We start from the raw sequence: 18,924 nt of genomic DNA, 5'->3' as shown, positions 1-18,924 counted from the left end.
CAGGATGATGGCCCCGTCGAGGCGGAGGTCGGTGCCGACGACATCGCCGCCTATGACGATGCCGTCCATCTTGCTGTCGCGACGCGCGCGCGCCTGCCGGTGTCAGCCAGCGAAACGGCCGAGATCGTCGCCTTCCGCAGTCCCGACGAACCGCGCGAGCATGTCGCGCTGATCGTCGGCAAGCGGGATGGCTCGCCCCCGGTCATCCGCCTGCACAGCGAATGCCTGACCGGGGACGTGCTGGGCAGCCTGAAATGCGATTGCGGGCCGCAACTGCATGAGGCGCTGCACCAGATCGCCGACGCGCCCTGGGGCATATTGCTCTATCTGCGGCAGGAGGGGCGAGGCATCGGCCTCGTCAACAAGCTGCGCGCCTATGCGATGCAGGATCAGGGGTTCGACACGGTCGACGCCAATGTGCGGCTGGGCTTTGCCATCGACGCGCGCGATTTCTCCGTCGCGGCGCGGATGCTCGACCTGCTGGGCGTCGGCGAAGTGCGGTTGCTCACCAACAATCCCAACAAGGTCATCGGGCTCGAAGCGGCGGGGATCAGGGTGGCCGAGCGGCTGCCGATCGTCCTGCCCGCCAATCCGCATAATGAGCGCTATCTGGCGACCAAGCGCGACCGTACCGGCCACCAGCTATGACCATCGTCCGCGTCGAATGTGGCGCGGGGCGCTTGAGTTTCAGCGATATCGTCATCCCCTGCACCATCGGGCGCGGCGGCGCCTGCGCCGGCGAAGACAAGCAGGAAGGGGATGGTTGCACGCCGCTCGGGACATGGCCGATCCGTGGCGTATTGCTGCGGCCGGGCAAAGTCGAGGCGGCGCGAATCCGCCTGCCATGGCGCTGGGTACGCGCCGGCGATGGCTGGTCGGACGGCGTGGATGACCCGGCCTATAATCGTCCGGTCCGCTTGCCGCGGACTTTCTCCGCCGAGTCTCTGATCCGTGAAGACGATGCCTATGACGTCATCGTCGTGCTGGGTCATAATGACGCGCCACCGGTGCCGGGACAGGGCAGCGCGATCTTCTTCCATCTGTCCGAAGAACGCCCCACGGCGGGCTGCGTCGCGGTGGAACGGACGGATATGCTACGGCTATTGCCGTTGCTGGCGCCGGGGGATGTGATGGAGATTCTGCCTTGAAATTCGTTCGAAGCGAACGGAGGTGGGTGGATCAGGCCATCTCCAGCGCGTCCCCGACTTCGCCGCCGGCGGCGTCCAGCAAGCGGCGTTCCAGCGTCTGTAAACGGCCCTTGCTCTCAATCTTCCCGCCTAGAAGGTCGGTGATGTAGAAAGTGTCGACGGCGCGCTCGCCATAAGTGGCGACATGAGCGCTGTGGACCGTCACCTTCGACTGGAACAGCGCGTTGGCCAGGCTGAACAGCAAGGCCGGCCGGTCGCGGGCATTCACCTCGACCACGGTGAAGCGGTTTGACGCCTTGTTGTCGATCAGTACGTTCGGTTCGATGCGAAAGGCCTCGGCGCGGGTCCGGGGCAGGGGGCGGGCCGACAGCTTGGTGATCAGGCGATGCCGGTTGGACAGCGAATCCTCGATCGCGTTGCGGATTCGCGTCAGCTGTTCGGGACTGTGGAAAGCGCCGCCGAACGGATCCTGCACCAGGAAATTGTCGATCGCCACGCCGTCGCGCGTCGTGTGGATGCGCGCGTCGATAATGTTGCCGCCCGCCAGATGGATGGCGCCGGCGACCCGGTAGAAGAGGCCCGGATGGTCGGTCGCATAGACGGTGACGAGGGTCGCGCCGCGCTGCGGATAATATTGCGCAGCGATCGACAGCTGCGCGTCCCCCGACTCCAATATATGCTGGGCGTTGTGGACCAGAATGTCCTCCGGCTCGGCGATCCAGTAGGATTCGGGCAATCGCTTCCTGAACGCCTCGAACGCGGCTTCGTCCATGCCCAGCGCATCGCGCAATGCGACCTGCTTGGCGGCGACCCGTTCGCTGCGGCCCTTCTGTTTGTGGCCGAGGCGCAGCACTTCCTCTGCCGCGTCATAGAGATCGCCCAGCAATTGCCGCTTCCAGCTGTTCCAGACGCCCGGTCCCACCGCGCGAATGTCGACCACGGTCAGGCAGAGCAGCAGGCGGAGGCGCTCTGGACTCTGCACCACGTCGACGAAATCGAGGATCGTCTTGTAGTCGGCCAGGTCGCGCTTGAAGGCAGTGGCCGACATCAGCAAGTGATAGCGCACCAGCCAGGCGACGGTTTCCGTTTCCGCCGCCGTCAGGCCAAGGCGCGGGCAGAGATGGTCGGCCACCTCCGCACCCAGCAGGCTGTGATCGCCACCGCGCCCCTTGGCGATGTCGTGCAACAGCACCGCGACATAGAGGACGCGGCGCGAAATAATCTTGCCCATCAATTCGGTGGCGAGCGGATGATCGGTCGGCAATTCGCCCTTTTCTATCCGCGCCAGCAGCCCGACCGCGCGGATCGTATGCTCATCGACCGTATAGTGATGATACATGTCGAACTGCATCTGCGCGACGACGCGGCGGAAGTCAGGGATGAAGCGGCCGAAGACGGTCGATTCATTCATCCAGCGCAGCACAGTTTCGGGATCGCGGGGAGAGGTCAGCACCTCCATGAAGGCGGCGTTGGCGCGGGAATCCTTGCGCACCTTGGCGGTGATCAGGCCGGCGTCGCGGCTGGCTGCACGCATGGCGCTGGGGTGGATCTGAAGCTCATGCTTGTCCGCCACGGCGAAGATTTCAAGCAGCCGGACCGGGTCCGCCTGAAAGAAATCGTCGCTGGGCAGGGCAAGGCGCCCGCGTTCCAGCACGAAGCCGTCCAGCTTCTTGGGTCGGCGGAATATGGACGGGATGTAGCGTCGCCCTTTCGGCCCCATCTGGTCGTCCAGATGCGCCAGGAACACGGCGGTGAGGTCGCCCACCGTCTTCGCGTTCAGGAAATAATAGCGCATGAAGCGCTCCACCCCCGACCGCCCGGCGCGGCCGATGAAGTGCATCCGCGTCGCGGTTTCGAGTTGCAGGTCGAAGGTCAGGCGATCTTCCGCCCGGCCGGTGATGGTGTGGAGGTGGCAGCGCACCGCCCAGAGGAAATCCTCCGCCTTCTGGAACTGGCGCAGTTCGGCTTGCGTCAGCAATCCGACATCGACCAGTTCGGCGACCGATCGCACCCGGTTCACATATTTGCCGATCCAGAAAAGCGTGTGCAGGTCGCGCAGGCCGCCCTTGCCTTCCTTGACGTTCGGCTCGACGACATAGCGGCTGTCGCCCATGCGCTTGTGCCGCTCGTCGCGCTCTTCCAGCTTCTCGGTGACGAAGGCGCGGGCGTTGCCCTGCATCACTTCGGCATCGAAGCGGGCGGAGGTTTCCTCGTACAGGGCGCGGTCGCCCCAGATATAGCGCGCCTCCAGCAGGGCGGTACGGACGGTGAGATCGCTCTTCGCCATGCGCATCGTTTCGTCCACCGAGCGGCTGGAGTGGCCGACCTTGAGGCCGAGATCCCACAGCGAATAGAGCATGGATTCGATCACCTGCTCGGTCCAGCCGGTCGGCTTCCAGGGGGTGATGAAACCGATATCGACATCGCTGTGCGGCGCCATCTCGCCCCGGCCATAGCCGCCCACGGCGATCAGAACGATCCGTTCTCCGGTGCTGCGATTGCCGGCAGGATAGAGATGGTGTGTGGTCGCGTCGTAGAGCAGGCGGATGATCTGGTCGATCAGGAAGGCGAAGGCGCTCACCGCCTCGCGCCCGCGCGTCGGCTTGGCCTCCAGGCGCCTCGCGACCTCGCCCCGGCCATGGTCCAGTGCAGTCTTGAGTTCTTTCACGATCGCGCCGCGCAGCCGCATCGGATCGCCCCGATGCTCCAGCGCAAGGGCGTTGATCGTATCGGAAATCGCGCGCCGGTCGATGATCGCGCGGCGCGCTCCCAAAGCGGGGAACTGCATGACCATAAGGGCTATCTAGTCATGCTGTCTGTCGGCGGCCAGTTGTTTCAGGCGATATATATGATCGAGTGCGTCACGCGGGGACAGGGCGTCGGCGTCGATCGCCTCGATCGCAGCGCGCAGCGGGTCGGCCTTTTCCTCTTCCTGCACCGCGACGGCGGCGAAAAGCGGCAGATCGTCCAGGCCGGCGGCGATCCCGCCGGTCTTCGCCTTGCCCGCTTCCAGCCGCGAGAGCACATCCTTGGCGCGCTTGAGCACGGCGGGCGGCAGGCCCGCAAGACGCGCGACGGCAAGGCCATAGCTGCGGTCCGCCGGTCCTTCTGCCAGTTCGTGCAGCAGAATGAGATCGCCCTTCCACTCGCGCGCGCGGACGTGGTGGAGCGAAAGCGAAGAGAGGCTTTCGGCGAGGCGCGTCAGTTCGTGATAATGGGTCGCGAACAGGCAGCGGCAGCGATTGACCTCATGCACCGCCTCCACCACCGACCAGGCGAGGGCAAGGCCGTCATAGGTCGACGTGCCGCGCCCGACCTCGTCGAGGATGACGAAGCTGCGTTCCGTCGCCTGGGCGAGGATCGCCGCCGTCTCGACCATCTCGACCATGAAGGTGGAACGGCCCTTGGCGAGATTGTCCGACGCGCCGACGCGGCTGAACAGGCGGTCGACCAGCGTCAGCGTGGCCGACTCGGCCGGGACATAGCCGCCGGCCTGCGCGAGAATGACGATCAGCGCATTCTGCCGCAGGAAGGTCGACTTACCGCCCATGTTGGGACCGGTGACGAGCCAGAGCCGGTCGCTTTCGGACAGGCGACAATCATTTGCGACGAAGGGCTGGCCTTCGCGGCGCAGCGCATCCTCGACCACAGGATGGCGGCCGCCGACGATGTCGAGGCACTGGCCCGCGCTGTCGGCAGCCACGAAATGCGGCCGTTGCCAGCCGCCTTCCGCCGCGCGTTCGGCGAGCGCGGCGGCGACGTCGAGGCGGGCGAGGGCATCGGCGGCGCGGGCGATGTCGGCCTTGCGGTCGAGAACGGCGTTGATCAGCTCTTCGAGATGCGCGGCCTCGGCGACCAGCGCATGGGCGCCTGCCTGCGCCACGCGCCCGGCCTCCTCATGCAGATCGATGGAATTGAAGCGCACAACGCCGGCCAGCGTCTGGCGATGGGTGAAGCCGCTGTCGGGGGCCATCAGCGCATCGGCGGCACGGGCCGGCACCTCGACATGATAACCTAGCACGCCGTTATGACGGATCTTGAGCGAGGAAATGCCGGTCTGCTCGCGATATTTCGCCTCCAGCGCAGCGATGGCGCGGCGGCCGTCGCCCGCCATCCGGCGCAATTCGTCGAGCGCGGGATCGTAACCGTCAGCGATATAGCCGCCATTGTTCGTCTCGGTCGGCGGGGCGGGGACAAGCGCGCGCGACAGGGCGTCGACCAGTTCGCCGTGGCCGTCGAGCGCAGGCAGGAGTTGCAACAGCAGCTGCGGCGCCTCGACGAGTCGACCCAGCCGCTCGCGCAGCAGGCGGGCTTCGCCAAGGCCATCGCGCAGCTGGCCGAGGTCGCGCGGGCTGCCGCGCCCGACCGCGACACGGCCCAGGGCACGGCCGATGTCGGGCAGGGCGCGCAGGGCAGCGCGGAGCTGGTCGCGCAGGATCATATCCTCATGAAACAGCTGCACGAGGCCCAGCCGCGCTTCGATCGTCGAGAGGTCCATCAGCGGCGCGGACAGATCCTGTCCCAACAGCCGGGCGCCGGCGCCTGTAACGGTGCGGTCGATCGCGCCGAGCAGGCTGCCCGCGCGGGAGCCGGCCATGGTGGCGACGATCTCCAGACTCTCGCGCGTTGCCGCATCGATCGCGACATGGCCGCCGCTCGTCTTGCGCAGCGGCGGCGCGAGGAAGGGCAGGGTGCCTTTGCCCGCATGGTCGAGATAGGCGATGAGGCCGCCCATCGCCGCCAGCTCCGCGCGCCCGAACTGGCCGAAGCCGTCCAGGGTGGCGACGCCGAACAGGCGCTTCAGCGCCTCTTCGGCGCGGCCGCTGGAGAAGGCGGCGCGGTCGAACGGATGCGTTTCCGCGACGTCGATAGTCGACCCTTCGGCCACCACCGTTTCGCTGGGCCGCAGCCGCGCCAGTTCGGCGGGCAGGTCGCCCATCGGGCAGGTCATCGTCTCGAACCGGCCGGTGGAAATATCGGCGGCGGCGATGCCGATCTCGCCCGATCCTTCCCCGCCGACCTGCGCCAGCGCCACCAGCATATTGTCGCGTCGGCTGTCGAGCAGCGTCTCTTCGGTCAGCGTGCCGGCAGTGACGTAGCGGACGATGGCTCGCGCCACGAGTGCCTTGCCACCCCGTTCTTTGGCCTGGGCCTTGGCCTGCGCCGGGGTTTCGGTCTGTTCGGCGATGGCGACGCGGTGGCCGCCCTTGATGAGGCGGGCGAGATAGCCTTCGGCGCTATGCACCGGCACGCCGCACATCGGAATCGGCGCGCCGCCATGCTCTCCCCGGCTGGTCAGCGCGATGTCGAGCGTCGCCGCCGCCATCTTGGCGTCGTCGAAGAACAGTTCGAAGAAATCACCCATCCGGTAGAAGAGCAGGCAATCCTCCGCTTCCGCCTTCAGCGCCAGATATTGCGCCATCATCGGGGTGGGCTGGCTGGAGGAAGAGGGCGAGCTGTCGGTCGATTTTGCCATGGGGGAATGGCGATAGCCTGATCGCCGCTCTGAAACCAGAGCTTCGCGGAAAGGCAGGAAAATTGCGCTTCTCGCACTTGCCCACAAGATAAAGTTACCGCTAGGGCGGCCTTCTTATTCCAATATATGGGTGGCCGCCATGACAGATAAGTCGAATGTGGAATTCTCCGAACGCGAGGCGCTGTTCTTCCACTCCACCGGCCGTCCCGGCAAGATCGAGATCATCGCGTCCAAGCCGATGGCGACGCAGCGCGACCTGAGCCTCGCCTATTCGCCCGGCGTCGCGGTGCCGGTGCGGGCGATCGCCGAAGATCCGGCGGCGGCCTACGACTATACGGCCAAGGGCAATCTGGTGGCGGTCATTTCCAACGGTACGGCCATCCTGGGCCTGGGCAATCTGGGCGCGCTGGCGTCCAAACCGGTGATGGAAGGCAAGGCGGTGCTCTTCAAGCGCTTCGCCGACGTCGACAGCATCGATATCGAACTCAAGACCGAGGATGTCGACCGGTTCATCGATGCGGTCGAGCTGATGGAGCCGAGCTTTGGCGGCATCAACCTTGAGGATATCAAGGCGCCTGAATGCTTCATCATCGAACAGACGCTGAAGGAACGGATGAACATTCCGGTCTTTCATGACGACCAGCATGGCACGGCGATCATCGCGGCCGCGGGCGTCATCAATGCGGCGCTGCTGACCGGGCGCGACATGAAGGACATGAAGGTGGTGGTGAACGGCGCGGGCGCGGCCTCCATCAGCTGCACTGAACTGATCAAGGCGCTGGGCGTCCCCAACGACAATGTCATCATGTGCGACAGCAAGGGCGTGATCTATCAAGGTCGCACCGAAGGCATGAACCAGTGGAAGTCGGCTCACGCGGTGAAGACCGACGCGCGCACGCTGGCCGAGGCGGTGAAGGGCGCGGACGTGTTCCTGGGCCTGTCGGTTGCGGGCGCCATGTCGCAGGAGATGGTCAGGTCGATGGCGGACAAGCCGATCATCTTCGCCATGGCGAATCCCGATCCCGAAATCCTGCCGCCCGATGCGCACGCCGTCCGTCCCGACGTGATCGTCGCCACAGGCCGGTCGGACTTCCCGAACCAGGTCAACAATGTGCTGGGCTTCCCCTTCATCTTCCGCGGCGCGCTCGACGTGCGGGCGACCGGGATCAACGAGCCGATGAAGCTCGCCGCCGCCAAGGCGATCGCCGATCTGGCGCGCGAGCAGGTGCCCGAGGAAGTGGCCAAGGCCTATGGCCGGTCGCACAGCTTCGGCCCCGACTATATCATCCCCGCGCCCTTCGACCCGCGCCTGATGGAAGTGGTACCCGCCGCCGTCGCCGAGGCTGCGATGGCGACAGGCGTCGCGCAGAAGCCGATCGAGGACATGGCAGCCTATCGCCAGTCGCTCAAGGCCCGGCTCAATCCCACCACCACCGTCCTCACCACCGCCTATGAAGTCGCCCGTGCCAACCCCAAGCGGGTGGTCTTCGCCGAGGCGGAGGAGGAGGTTGTGCTGCGCGCAGCGATCCAGTTCCGCGAGCATGGCTATGGCATCCCCGTGCTGGTCGGCCGCGCCCATGTGCTCGACAAGCTGAAGGAACTGGGCGTCCAGGATCCGGAAAGCTTCGAACTGCACAACAGCGTCAATTCGCCGCTGGTCCCTGATATGGTCGACCTGCTTTACAAGCGCTTGCAGCGGCGCGGTTATTTGCGCCGCGACTGCGAGCGGATGGTCAATCGCGACCGCAACATCTTCGGATCGCTGCTGGTCAAGATGGGCGTTGCCGACGCAATGATCAGCGGCATCACGCGCCCCTATGCACAGACGCTGCGCGAAGTGAAGCGGGTGATGGACCCGGTCGCCGGGCGCACCCCCTTCGGCATCCACGTCATGGTCGCGAAGGACAAGACGGTGTTCCTGGCCGACACCACCGTGCATGAACGTCCATCGGCCACCGAACTGGCCGATATCGCTGAGGGGACCGTCGCCGTCGCCCGGCGCATGGGTCATGATCCGCGCGTCGCGTTCCTCTCCTATTCCAATTTCGGCAATCCGCCGGGCAGCTTCCTCGACAATGTGCGCGACGCGGTGAAGGTGCTGGATCAGCGGAATGTCGATTTTGAATATGAAGGTGAAATGACGCCCGACGCGGCGCTCAATCCCGCCGTCATGAAGAATTATCCGTTCAGCCGCCTGTCCGGCCCGGCCAATGTGCTGGTGATGCCAGGTCTGCAATCGGCCAACATCTCGGCCAAGCTGTTGCGCGAACTGGGCGGCACGTCCATGATCGGGCCGGTGCTGGTCGGCATGGAAAAGTCGGTGCAGATCGCAACCATGTCGTCCAATGCGTCGGAACTGCTGACCCTCGCCGTTCTGGCGGCGGGCGGCGTTGCGCTCTGAATCCCTGTCGGTCGATCGCTGAGCATTGCTCGTCGGTCGGCCGCGCTTTTTCACTTGCAACGCTCCTGCCTCACGCGACAGGGAGGGACGATCATCCGTCAAGGGAGCGAACAAGGGCATGAGCGTATCCGCCAGTTTCGATAGTGCGACCTTCCGGCGCGTGCTGGGCCACTATCCGACCGGCGTCTGTGTCGTGACGGCGGTGGAGCCCGACGGATCGCCGGTGGGCATGGTCGTGGGGTCTTTCACCTCCGTGTCGCTCGATCCGCCGCTAGTTGCCTTCTTCCCGGCCAAGACCTCCAGCAGCTGGCCCCGGATCGAAAAGGTCGGACGTTTCTGCGTTAATGTCCTCGCCAGCGACCAGAAGCAGCTCTGCCGCCAGATCGCCGGGCCGGGGACGGACAAGTTCGCCGGCATCGCGCATCGCGTCTCGGCCAATGGGTCGCCGATTCTGGACGATGTCGTCGCCTGGATCGACTGCACGCTCGATGCCGTGCATGAGGCGGGCGATCATTATATCGTACTTGGGCGCGTGGTAGCACTGGAAGCGGAGCGGCCTGAGCGACCGCTACTGTTCTTCCAGGGCAATTATGGCGAATTTTCCCTGTTGGAGTGACGAAGGAAGCATCAGTCTTTCCAACATGTGAACGGCCGGACATAAGGGGGACATATTACTGCTCCTTAACCGATGGCGTCTATGTCGGACGCGTCACCCCCGGACCGGATCGCTGCATGACCGCGCTGCTCATCACCGTCGATACGGAACTCTCCGCTGCTCTGCACCTGCAAGGCGTTGCTCTGGAGGAGAATGTGCGCCGGTCGATCTGGGCAGAGGCGCGCGGACAGGCGGTGGGCATTGGCTGGCAGATGCAACTGCTCGATCGCCATGGGTTGAAGGGCGTCTTCTTCCTCGATCCCCTGCCAGCGTTGATCCATGGCGTCGATTTCCTGAAGCCCATCGTCGGCGAGATCGTCCGGCGCGGGCATGAGGTGCAACTGCATATCCACACAGAATGGCTGGCATGGGTAAAGGATTCGCCGGTCGATGGGCGACAGGGCCGCAATATCGGCGATTTCACATTGGCGGATCAAATCCTTCTCCTCGGTCTGGCCAAGCATCTGCTGGAGGAAGCCGGTGCGCCTCCCATCACTGCCTTTCGCGCGGGTAATTTTGGCGCGAATGACGACACGCTGCGCGCGTTGGCGGCGATCGACATCCTCTGGGACAGTAGCGTCAACCCCGCCTATCTTGGCCGGGAATGCGGCATTGTCGCCGATCGGGAGCAGATCGCCGCAGTCCCTACGCACGGCGTCATCGAACTGCCGGTATCGGGTATCATCGACCGGCCCGGCGGCTTTCGTCCTGCGCAGATCTGCGCCATGTCGGCGGCGGAGATGCGGGCCGGCCTGAATCATGCCGCGCGGGAAGGGCATGACGCTTTCGTCGTCGTCACCCATAGTTTCGAAATGCTTTCGCGCGACCGGCAGCGGCTCAATGGCGCGGTCATGGCGCGGTTCGAGGCGTTGTGCCGGACGGCAGGGCGCATGCCGCAAGTCCGGGGTGCGGGCTTCCATGATCTTTCCCCGGCCATCGCCGATGCTCCGGCGCGCGGGCTGACGCGCGTTCCGGCCAGTCGCTTGCGTACCGGTCTGCGTGTGGCGCAACAGGTTTTGGCGACATGGCACTACGAACGTCGGCTGGTCCCTGCGTGACGCGTCGTCCGGTCGCGCTGGTCATCGGCGCGGAAAATGCGATCAGCCTCACCGTCGTGCGCGAACTGGGCGAGCACGGGGTCGAGGTGCATGGCGTCGCCCGCGACCCCAAAGGTATCGCGACGGCATCGCGCCATTGCACGGCGGTGATCGCGCGACCCGACGGTCCCGCTTCGACCTGGCTGCCTGATCTCATCGCTCGTACCGGTGCGCGCGCGGTCTTTGCCATTTCCGAAGGCGATCTGATCGATCTGGCGACCCTGCCGCAACGCGTCGGCGATTGCCATCTGCTGGTGCCGCGTCCCGATCGCCTGGAACGGGTGATCGACAAGGCGCGGACGCTGGCCATGGCGGAGCAGGCGGGCCTGCGCGTGCCCCAGACCTGGCAGCCGCAGCCGGGCGAGGATTTCCCGGCGCGCACAGTCGCCATGCAGTATCCGTTGATCGCGAAATGGGCCAATCCGCCCGACATCATGCCGGTGCTGGAGCAAGCCGGGCTGGAATGGCTGAAGACCGAATATGTCCACACACCCCGTGAACTCATGGCGTTGCTGGATCGCTATGCGCCGATCGATCGCTGGCCGTTGATCCAGCAATATTGCCGGGGCGTGGGTCTGGGGCAGATGCTCTATATGCAGCACGGACAGGCGACCCTGCGCTTCCAGCATCGTCGCCTGCACGAATGGCCGCCGGAGGGGGGGGTGTCGACGCTCTGCCGGGCCGAACCTGCGGGCGATCATGCAGCGCAGATGGCGCTGTCGGAAAAGCTGCTGCGTGCGCTCGACTGGGAAGGGCAGGCGATGGTCGAATATCGCCATGATCCCGAAACCGGCGACTATTGGCTGATGGAGGTCAATGGCCGTTACTGGGGCAGCCTGCCGCTTGCCTGGCATTGCGGTGCGCATTTCGCCTGGGAAGCCTATCGGCGCACGGTACTCGGGCAGACGGAGCCTGCGCCCGCACCGCGCGACGATCTGCGCGCCCGCTATATGGTGCCGGAAACCAAGCGGCTTGCGCGCGTGCTGATGACGCCCGGCCGGATCGACGATCCCTTTTTCCGTCGGCGGCCGATCACCGACCTGCTGGCCTATGTTGCGGGGTTCTTCGATCCCCGCGCCCGCTATTATGTCTTCACCCCGGTCGACCCCCGGCCCTGGCTGCGCGACTTGGCGCAGATGGTCAGGAAAGTCGTGCGCCGGGGAAGCTGATGGCCAGCCGACCAATCGCGCCATCGATCCGACGCAGGCATTGCGCCATATAGTCGTCGTCCAGCCCATAGGGATCGTGCAGATGCGGCATCATCGGCCGGGTCCAATGGCCGAGCAACATGCGCGGCAAGCCTTGCAGACGCGGGTCCGCGCTCAGGCGATGCAGCTGCCGGACTTCCATGGCCAGCAACAGGTCGCCGTCTTCCGGGACATGGTCGGTCAGGTCGATGGCGCTGTGGACGGACAGATCATGCCCCAGCAGTCTGGCGGCGGCGATAGCCGGCGGATGGGCCGCGCGCCCGGTCGTGGTCGACAGGCCGAAAGACGCGGTGCGCAGTCCCGCCCGGCGCGCAGCGACCTCGGCGAAGGCGCTGCGGCAGATATTGCCCTGACAGACGAAGACCAGCCGGTTTACGCGAGCCGGATCGGGCCGCTGGCTTGCCGACAGGCCGAACATCAACTGCGGATAGGAGAAAGCGAGGCGCACCAGCCCGCGAAGGGTTCCGAAGCTGCGGCGGATCATGGCAGGCGAGTAAGGAAAGGGCGCATGATCGACTGATAGCAGCCGGAGTCTTGCTGATCCGTTGCCATATCGCGACTCTTTGCAACGCACAGCGAAGGTTTCTTGCGCGATTTGCGCACCGCTCATATCTGCACATTGATCGCATTAGCATGGAGTTTCATCATCAAGCTGCCCGATCTGAACCTGCTCATGACGCTCAGCGTCCTGTTGCAGACGCGGAGCGTCAGCCGGACCGCCCAGCGTCTGGGCCTTAGCCAGCCGACGGTCAGCCGGTCGCTGGGGCAGTTGCGGCAGATGATGGCGGACCCGTTGCTGGTGCGATCGGGGAGCGGGATGACAGTGACGCGGCGCGCGCTCGAATTGGCCGAGCCGCTGGAAAACTGGCTGGCCATGTCGTCCGCCCTGTTGATGCCGGATCGCTTCGACCCGCGCGAACTGACACGGGCCTTCCATATTTCCTCGACCGATTTTGGCGTGCTGTCGGTGCTCACGCCCGCGCTGCCGCAGATCAAGGCGGCGGCGCCGGGATGCAGCATCGAAATTTCGGCCTTCTCGCACGACATGTTCAAGCGGCTGATGACGGGGGAACTGGACCTCATCATCAGCGGGCTGGAGCCGGACCTGTCGCTTGCCCATGCGCGCTACCTGTTCAGCGAGACACAGTCCTGCGTGATGAGCGCGGCTCACCCGTTGGCTCATCGCCCTGCTGGCGATCCGATGTCGATCGATGACTATCTCGCCTGGCCGCATGTCGCCATCGCGATCGGCGAGCAGGAGTTCGACCATGTCGACGCCTCGCTCGCAGATCGCGCATCGCAGCGATCGATCATGGCACGGCTGCCCTATTTCTACGCTGCACCCGACCTGCTCGGATCGTCGCGGGCGATATTGACGCTGCCGACCCGCGCCGCACACCGGCTAGCGGCCAGCCATGGCCTCGCCTGCTTCTCCGCACCGATGGAGATAAAGGGTTTCGACTATTGGCTGCTCTGGCACGAGCGGAGCGCACGCGATCCCGCGATCCTCTGGCTGATCGACGAACTGAGCCTCGCCCAGTCGGCACCCCGCGCATAAACGTTATTCAGATTTGATGTTTGGCTTTTGTCGGTCGGTTCGACAAATGCTCCTGCGAAACATTCGCAGTGAAGCGGGGGCTTCCAGGCATCGGCCAACAACGCGGCGGCTCAAGATCGCGATGCGCCAGGCTGCGCAGCCCTCGTCCCATTTGAAGGACAGTGTCGTGAAACTTCGTGCCCTGCTGTGCGCCACCGTGGCGCTCGTCCCCTTCGCCTGCCCGACGCCCGTGCTGGCCGTCGCTGCGATGGCAGATGGCGACCAGATCGTCGTGACCGCTGCCGCGCGCGAGCAGGAGGTGAAGAATGCCCCCGCCTCGATCAGCGTGATCGATCGCGAGCAGCTGGAGCGGATGCCCTATCGCGAAGTCACCGATGCGCTGCTGGAGGTGCCCGGCGTCACCGTGTCGACCGGCGAAGGCAACAGCCGCGACATCTCGATCCGCGGCATGTCGCCCGAATATACGCTGATCCTGGTCGACGGTAAGCGGCTGTCGTCGCGGGAATCCCGCACCAATGGCGGCAATATCAGCGAGGGCGGGATGCTGCCGCCGCTGGAATCGATCGAGCGGATCGAGGTGGTGCGCGGTCCCATGTCCTCGCTCTACGGGTCCGATGCGATGGGCGGCGTCGTCAACATCATCACCCGCCGCATCGCCGACGACTGGCGCGGCAGCGCGCGCATCAACGGCACGATGCAACTGGGCAGCGACTATGGCAATTATGCCGATGGCAATTTCTATCTGTCCGGTCCCGTTACCGGCGGCATCGGCCTCCAACTGCAAGGGTCGATCAACCGCCGCGAAGGCGACAAGGTGATCGGCGGCACGCCCCGGCGCGAGGATGAGACGCTGGCGGGCAAGATCGGCTTCAAGGCCGGCGACAATCATGATTTCCTGGTCGAGGCGGGCTATTACAAGCAGAAGGTGACGACGGTCGCGGGCGAGACGGTCGAGGCGAGCGATGACGAACCGACCGGCACCCAAGCCACCCAGACGCAGGAACGCTATGTCACTTCGGTCAGTCATAGCGGCCGCTGGGGCTTCGCCAATTCCGAATCCTATCTGCAATATGAGGATGCGAAGAACATCGAATCCGAAAAGCGGATCAGGAATCTGGTCGGACAGAGCATCTGGACCGTACCGCTGCCGTCCAACATGCTGAATGTTGGTGTCTATTTCCGGAAGGAGGATCTGAAGGATCTGACCGGCAATCGCCTCAGCGGTTCGACCCTGACCGGCACGACGCGCACCGCCTGGGCACTGTTCGCCGAGAATGAGCTGCGCCTGCTCGACGGTTTCGCGCTCACCGGCGGCTTGCGCATGGACGAGGATGAACAATATGGCACTCACTGGACACCGCGCGTCTATGCAGTCTGGAATATCGACCGCGCCTTCACGCTGAAGGGCGGCTATTCGCAGGGCTTCCGCGCGCCCAATCTGCGCGAGACGCTCAAGGATTGGGGGCAGAGCAGCCGGGGCGGCACCATCTATGGCAATCCCGACCTGAAGCCCGAAACGTCCCGCACCATCGAGGCGTCGCTGCTGTTCGAGAGCCGGGCGTTCCAGGCGACGCTGTCGGCTTTCGACACGCGCTACAACGACAAGATCACCCGCGTGACCTGCGTCGCGGCCGGCGCCTGGTGCGTGGACGAGCCGCTCAGCACCATCGGCCGTCCGCCGACGACCTATGTCAATGTCGACAAGGCGAAGATTCGGGGGATCGAGGCATCGGTCGATGTCCGCCTGTCCAAGGCCTGGCGCGTCACGGCCAGCGGCACGCTGACCGATTCCGAACAACTGACCGGCGCGGCTGCCGGCGCGGCGCTCAACGACACGCCCAAGCAGCAGGCGAGCCTGTCGCTCAACTGGAAGCCGGATCATCGCCTGAGTGGCTTCGCCCGCGCCGTCTATCGCGGAAGGGAAGCCGTGACCGAAGCGCAGATCAGCGGCACCAACGTCTTCGCACCCAGCTATACGGTGGTGGACATCGGCGCATCCTACAGGATCACGCGCGACTTCACCTTCCATGGCGGCGTGCAGAATCTGCTCGACAAGCGGCTGGACTATGAGACGGCGGGCTTCGTCATCGACCCGGCGCGCCTCTGGATGGGCGTATCGGCGCGCTTCTGATCAGGGACACGGGCGGAGTGGTCAGACGTCGCCCATGCCATCCAGTTCCCGGTCGTCCCGGCCCAGCGACACGAACTGGTCGAGCAGCCAGGAGGCGGCGGGACCGGGTGGCGTGTCGCGCCGCCATATGCCCGAGAAACGATAGGTGCCGCCGCTATGATCGGGCATGGCGAGCCGCACCAAGGTGCCGGCGACCAGATCAGGCTCGATCATCGGTAGCGGCATGTTGCCCCATCCGATGCCTTCGCGCAGCAGCGCATGTTTCGCGCCCAAATCCGCCAGCCGCCAGGTCTTGGGACTGGATACCGAATAATCCTGCCCCTCGGTGAAGCGCGACCGATCGGTCAGAACGAGCTGGGTATAGTCGCGACCCGCGCCCGGCAGGATGGTTTCCATCCGGCCGAGCGGATGATCGGGCGCAGCGACCGGCACCATCGGCACCGATCCGGCGGCCATGCTCTCTATCCCTTCGACACCGGCCGACAGCGGACCGGACAGACCGATCACCGCGCCCTTGTCCAGCACCATGGCGACGATCGCGCCCAGCGCTTCGGCATGGAGGCGCAGCTGGACGGTCGGAAATTCCCTGGCAAAGGCGCGCAGCACCTTGCCCAGCCGTTCGGCCGGCAGCATGACGTCAACCGCGATGTTGACCTCGGCTTCCAGCCCGTCGAGCAGCCCCTTCACCTTGGCGCGCAGCCCGTCGATCCCGTGGGAGATGGAACGGACCTCCGCCAGCAATGCTCGCCCGGCGACGGTCAGCTGCGGCTTCTTCGTCCCTTCCCGATCGAACAGCAGCAGTCCCAGCTGCGTCTCCAGATTGGCGATGCCATAGCTGATGACCGAGACGGCGCGGTTGAGCTTGCGCCCCGCCCCGGCGAAGCTGCCCGTGTCGACGATGGTCAGGAAGATGCGCAACTGATCGAAGGTCGGCGTGCCGGGATTATTCACTTTTCCATTTCCTCGAACAGTTCGACAGATTTTATCTGTCTGACCGAGAAAGATGGTAAGGTCTAGAGCCATCTCCAACAGGGACGCCCAATTCCTTGACGGCGTCCCGCAGGAGATACGGACATGATCGAACTTCGCCCTTTCGACAGCCTCGGCGGCGCCAACCATGGCTGGCTGGACGCCAAGCATCATTTCTCGTTCGCGGGCTATCATGACCCGAAGCGGATGCACTGGGGCAATCTGCGCGTCTGGAACGACGACACCATCGCGCCGCAGAGCGGCTTCCCGCCGCACCCGCATCGCGACATGGAAATCATCACCTATGTCCGCGAAGGCGCGATCACCCATCAGGACAGCCTGGGCAACAAGGGCCGCACCGAAGCGGGCGACGTGCAGGTGATGAGCGCGGGCACCGGCATCCGCCATTCGGAATATAATCTGGAGGATGTGACGACCAAGATCTTCCAGATTTGGATCCTGCCCACCCGCGACGGCGAAGCCCCCAGCTGGGGCGCCCGGCCTTTCCCAAAGGGTGAACGCTCCGGTCACTTCGTGACGCTCGCATCGGGCTATGAGAATGACAATGACGCCCTGCCCATCCGCACCGATGCGCGCATCGTTGCCGCGACGCTGAAGGCTGGCGACACCGCCGAATATCCGGTTGGCAAGGATCGCAAGGCCTATCTGGTGCCCGCCACCGGCGCGATCCAGATCGACGATGTTCGGGCGAATGCCCGCGACGGCGTCGCGATCAGCGATCTCGACGTGATCCGTGTCACCGCGATCGAGGATAGCGAGATCGTTCTGGTCGACGCGGCCTGAAGACAGGAAAAGGGCGTGTTCCGACACGCCCTTTTCAACTTCATCGAATATAACGACCGATTTTATCCGGATGATCCGCAAAGCCCCGACCGGCTAGAAGGATCGCATCAGGACGAAGACGAAGGAGGCCCTGCCCATGCTGACCATCGCCACGCCGCGCCTCAGCCCTGCCGAATGGCAGGACGTGCAGGCCACCCTCTCCGCCGTTGCCGATTGCGGTTGCGGCCAGCCCGCCGGCGCCGGTTCGCTGCGCTCGCGCATCGCGCATGCGGTCGACGCACTGATCGGCCCGAAGAAGGATGCCCCGGTGGCCCTGCCCACCCATCTGCTTCCGGTCCGCGATTTCCTCTGCGAAACCGGCCGCACGCGCCGGATCGCCGAACGCCATGTTCCCACCCTCGCCGCGCAGGGCTTTTCCCGCGCGCAGATCGAAGCGCTGGCGCTGCTCGGCGCCTGACCTTCCCTTCCCGTTCTCAAAAGGTCCAGCCCCATGTCCATCCGCACTTCCGACGTCGACGGCGTCGACATGATCATCCTTCCCCCGGTCCGCGACCTGGGCGACGGTTTTTCCGTCCGCCGGGCGCTGCCGTCCGCGCATCGCCGCATGGTCGGCCCCTTCATCTTCTTCGACCAGATGGGGGAGGCAGTCTTCAACAGCGGCGAGGGGCTGGATGTCCGCCCGCACCCGCATATCGGCCTCGCCACCGTCACCTATCTGCTGGAGGGCGAGATATTGCACCGGGATTCGGTGGGGTCGATCCAACCGATCCGGCCGGGCGAGGTGAACTGGATGACGGCGGGCAGCGGCATCGTCCATTCGGAGCGCACCTCGGACGAAAATCGCGCGAAGGGCGGCAAGCTGTTCGGCCTCCAGACCTGGGTCGCGCTGCCGACGCAATATGAGGAGACGGACCCCGGCTTCGCCCATCACAAGGCGCATGAGATTCCGACGATCGAGGATGCCGGCGCGCGCCTGACCCTGATCGCGGGCAGTTCCGACGGGCTGGTCTCGCCGGTGAAGACCTATTCCGACATGGTCTATGCCGACATCGCCTTGCAGGACGGTGCACGCTATCAGCTCAAGGCAGAGCATGTCGAACGCGCCATCTATGTCGTGGCGGGCGAAGTGGAAGTGATCGGCCAGACCGGCGGCTTTGCGACCGGTGAACTGGTGGTGTTCAAACCCGGCGCGGAGATCATCCTGCGCGCCAGGGGCGGCGCGCGGCTGATGCTGCTGGGCGGCGAGCCGCTGCCGGAGAAGCGTAACATCTACTGGAACTTCGTTTCGTCCTCGGCCGATCGGATCGAGCAGGCCAAGGCCGACTGGCAGGCCCGGCGCTTTGACCCGGTGCCGGAGGAAAGCGAGTTCATCCCGCTGCCCGCCTGATATCGCCCAAAAGAAAACGCCCGGTCTCTGGAGAGGCCGGGCATCATGGTGTTAGAGCCGTGAACGATTGGATTGAATCGTTCACGGCTC

Annotated in this window: 15 protein-coding genes; 11 read left to right on the top strand and 4 right to left on the bottom strand. The window is 65.0% G+C overall.

Translation table 11 applies throughout. The features are described from left to right. The coding region (gene ribA / locus VMR39_RS10685; protein WP_325415950.1) for a GTP cyclohydrolase II at nucleotides 1-648 on the top strand (648 nt) is incomplete at its 5' end. Then, nucleotides 645-1,148 carry a L,D-transpeptidase family protein gene (locus tag VMR39_RS10680; RefSeq protein WP_325415949.1) on the top strand — a complete coding sequence of 168 codons (504 nt, stop codon included), beginning with the start codon at nucleotides 645-647 and terminating at the stop codon, nucleotides 1,146-1,148. The genes ribA and VMR39_RS10680, both read left to right, overlap by 4 nt. A 31-nt stretch (nucleotides 1,149-1,179) precedes the next feature. Here the strand turns inward: VMR39_RS10680 and VMR39_RS10675 are convergent, their stop codons facing one another. Both VMR39_RS10675 and mutS read right to left on the bottom strand, forming a co-directional pair. Beyond that, entirely contained in the window at nucleotides 1,180-3,942 is a 2,763-nt protein-coding gene (locus tag VMR39_RS10675; protein WP_325415948.1) for a [protein-PII] uridylyltransferase, read from the bottom strand. A 9-nt stretch (nucleotides 3,943-3,951) separates the two neighbouring features. Then, nucleotides 3,952-6,624 carry a DNA mismatch repair protein MutS gene (mutS, locus tag VMR39_RS10670; RefSeq protein WP_325415947.1) on the bottom strand — a complete coding sequence of 891 codons (2,673 nt, stop codon included), beginning with the start codon at nucleotides 6,622-6,624 and terminating at the stop codon, nucleotides 3,952-3,954. A gap of 139 nt (nucleotides 6,625-6,763) precedes the next feature. On the opposite strand from mutS, the gene VMR39_RS10665 reads away from it, so the two are divergent. From VMR39_RS10665 to VMR39_RS10650, 4 genes are all read left to right on the top strand, one after another. After that, nucleotides 6,764-9,025 carry an NADP-dependent malic enzyme gene (locus VMR39_RS10665; protein WP_325415946.1) on the top strand — a complete coding sequence of 754 codons (2,262 nt, stop codon included), beginning with the start codon at nucleotides 6,764-6,766 and terminating at the stop codon, nucleotides 9,023-9,025. A 118-nt stretch (nucleotides 9,026-9,143) separates the two neighbouring features. Further along, nucleotides 9,144-9,641: a flavin reductase family protein gene (locus VMR39_RS10660; RefSeq protein ID WP_325415945.1), complete on the top strand. Its 498-nt coding sequence runs from the start codon at nucleotides 9,144-9,146 to the stop codon at nucleotides 9,639-9,641. Nucleotides 9,642-9,757: 116 nt separating this feature from the next. Next, entirely contained in the window at nucleotides 9,758-10,738 is a 981-nt protein-coding gene (locus VMR39_RS10655) for a hypothetical protein (protein WP_325415944.1), read from the top strand. Further along, nucleotides 10,735-11,946 carry a carboxylate--amine ligase gene (locus tag VMR39_RS10650; protein WP_325415943.1) on the top strand — a complete coding sequence of 404 codons (1,212 nt, stop codon included), beginning with the start codon at nucleotides 10,735-10,737 and terminating at the stop codon, nucleotides 11,944-11,946. Before VMR39_RS10655 ends, VMR39_RS10650 begins: the two co-directional genes overlap by 4 nt. On the opposite strand, the gene VMR39_RS10645 is transcribed toward VMR39_RS10650, so the two are convergent. Beyond that, entirely contained in the window at nucleotides 11,918-12,469 is a 552-nt protein-coding gene (locus VMR39_RS10645) for a phosphotyrosine protein phosphatase (protein ID WP_325415942.1), read from the bottom strand. The two genes, VMR39_RS10650 and VMR39_RS10645, sit on opposite strands and share 29 nt — an antisense overlap. A gap of 102 nt (nucleotides 12,470-12,571) precedes the next feature. On the opposite strand from VMR39_RS10645, the gene VMR39_RS10640 reads away from it, so the two are divergent. Further along, nucleotides 12,572-13,543 (top strand): LysR family transcriptional regulator, encoded by a 972-nt coding sequence (locus VMR39_RS10640; RefSeq protein WP_325415941.1) that lies wholly within the window; start codon nucleotides 12,572-12,574, stop codon nucleotides 13,541-13,543. Nucleotides 13,544-13,709: 166 nt separating this feature from the next. Continuing rightward, on the top strand, nucleotides 13,710-15,674 hold the full coding sequence (locus VMR39_RS10635) for a TonB-dependent receptor domain-containing protein (RefSeq protein ID WP_325415940.1): 1,965 nt from the start codon (nucleotides 13,710-13,712) through the stop codon (nucleotides 15,672-15,674). Nucleotides 15,675-15,695: 21 nt separating this feature from the next. On the opposite strand, the gene VMR39_RS10630 is transcribed toward VMR39_RS10635, so the two are convergent. Further along, nucleotides 15,696-16,625: a LysR family transcriptional regulator gene (locus tag VMR39_RS10630; protein ID WP_325415939.1), complete on the bottom strand. Its 930-nt coding sequence runs from the start codon at nucleotides 16,623-16,625 to the stop codon at nucleotides 15,696-15,698. A gap of 123 nt (nucleotides 16,626-16,748) precedes the next feature. Here VMR39_RS10630 and VMR39_RS10625 point away from each other — a divergent pair, with 123 nt between their 5' ends. The 3 genes from VMR39_RS10625 to VMR39_RS10615 all read left to right on the top strand — a co-directional run bounded on the left by VMR39_RS10625 (nucleotide 16,749) and on the right by VMR39_RS10615 (nucleotide 18,834). Next, on the top strand, nucleotides 16,749-17,447 hold the full coding sequence (locus VMR39_RS10625) for a pirin family protein (protein WP_325415938.1): 699 nt from the start codon (nucleotides 16,749-16,751) through the stop codon (nucleotides 17,445-17,447). A gap of 136 nt (nucleotides 17,448-17,583) precedes the next feature. After that, on the top strand, nucleotides 17,584-17,904 hold the full coding sequence (locus VMR39_RS10620) for a hypothetical protein (RefSeq protein WP_325415937.1): 321 nt from the start codon (nucleotides 17,584-17,586) through the stop codon (nucleotides 17,902-17,904). A 33-nt stretch (nucleotides 17,905-17,937) separates the two neighbouring features. Next, the gene (locus VMR39_RS10615; protein ID WP_325415936.1) at nucleotides 17,938-18,834 is read left to right on the top strand and encodes a pirin family protein; all 897 of its coding nucleotides are present in this window, start codon (nucleotides 17,938-17,940) and stop codon (nucleotides 18,832-18,834) included. Nucleotides 18,835-18,924: the final 90 nt, after the last annotated feature.

It is taken from the genome of Sphingobium sp. (assembly GCF_035511395.1).
Taxonomy (GTDB): Bacteria; Pseudomonadota; Alphaproteobacteria; order Sphingomonadales; family Sphingomonadaceae; genus Sphingobium.
This window is presented reverse-complemented; position numbering and strand designations above follow the sequence as displayed.

What these genes read in the sequence shown, in the direction of transcription:
- VMR39_RS10680 (WP_325415949.1), top strand. Translation starts at nt 645, where the DNA reads ATGACCATCGTCCGCGTCGAATGTGGCGCGGGGCGCTTGAGTTTCAGC.
- VMR39_RS10675 (WP_325415948.1), bottom strand. Translation starts at nt 3,942, where the DNA reads ATGGTCATGCAGTTCCCCGCTTTGGGAGCGCGCCGCGCGATCATCGAC.
- mutS (WP_325415947.1), bottom strand. Translation starts at nt 6,624, where the DNA reads ATGGCAAAATCGACCGACAGCTCGCCCTCTTCCTCCAGCCAGCCCACC.
- VMR39_RS10665 (WP_325415946.1), top strand. Translation starts at nt 6,764, where the DNA reads ATGACAGATAAGTCGAATGTGGAATTCTCCGAACGCGAGGCGCTGTTC.
- VMR39_RS10660 (WP_325415945.1), top strand. Translation starts at nt 9,144, where the DNA reads ATGAGCGTATCCGCCAGTTTCGATAGTGCGACCTTCCGGCGCGTGCTG.
- VMR39_RS10655 (WP_325415944.1), top strand. Translation starts at nt 9,758, where the DNA reads ATGACCGCGCTGCTCATCACCGTCGATACGGAACTCTCCGCTGCTCTG.
- VMR39_RS10645 (WP_325415942.1), bottom strand. Translation starts at nt 12,469, where the DNA reads ATGATCCGCCGCAGCTTCGGAACCCTTCGCGGGCTGGTGCGCCTCGCT.
- VMR39_RS10625 (WP_325415938.1), top strand. Translation starts at nt 16,749, where the DNA reads ATGATCGAACTTCGCCCTTTCGACAGCCTCGGCGGCGCCAACCATGGC.
- VMR39_RS10620 (WP_325415937.1), top strand. Translation starts at nt 17,584, where the DNA reads ATGCTGACCATCGCCACGCCGCGCCTCAGCCCTGCCGAATGGCAGGAC.
- VMR39_RS10615 (WP_325415936.1), top strand. Translation starts at nt 17,938, where the DNA reads ATGTCCATCCGCACTTCCGACGTCGACGGCGTCGACATGATCATCCTT.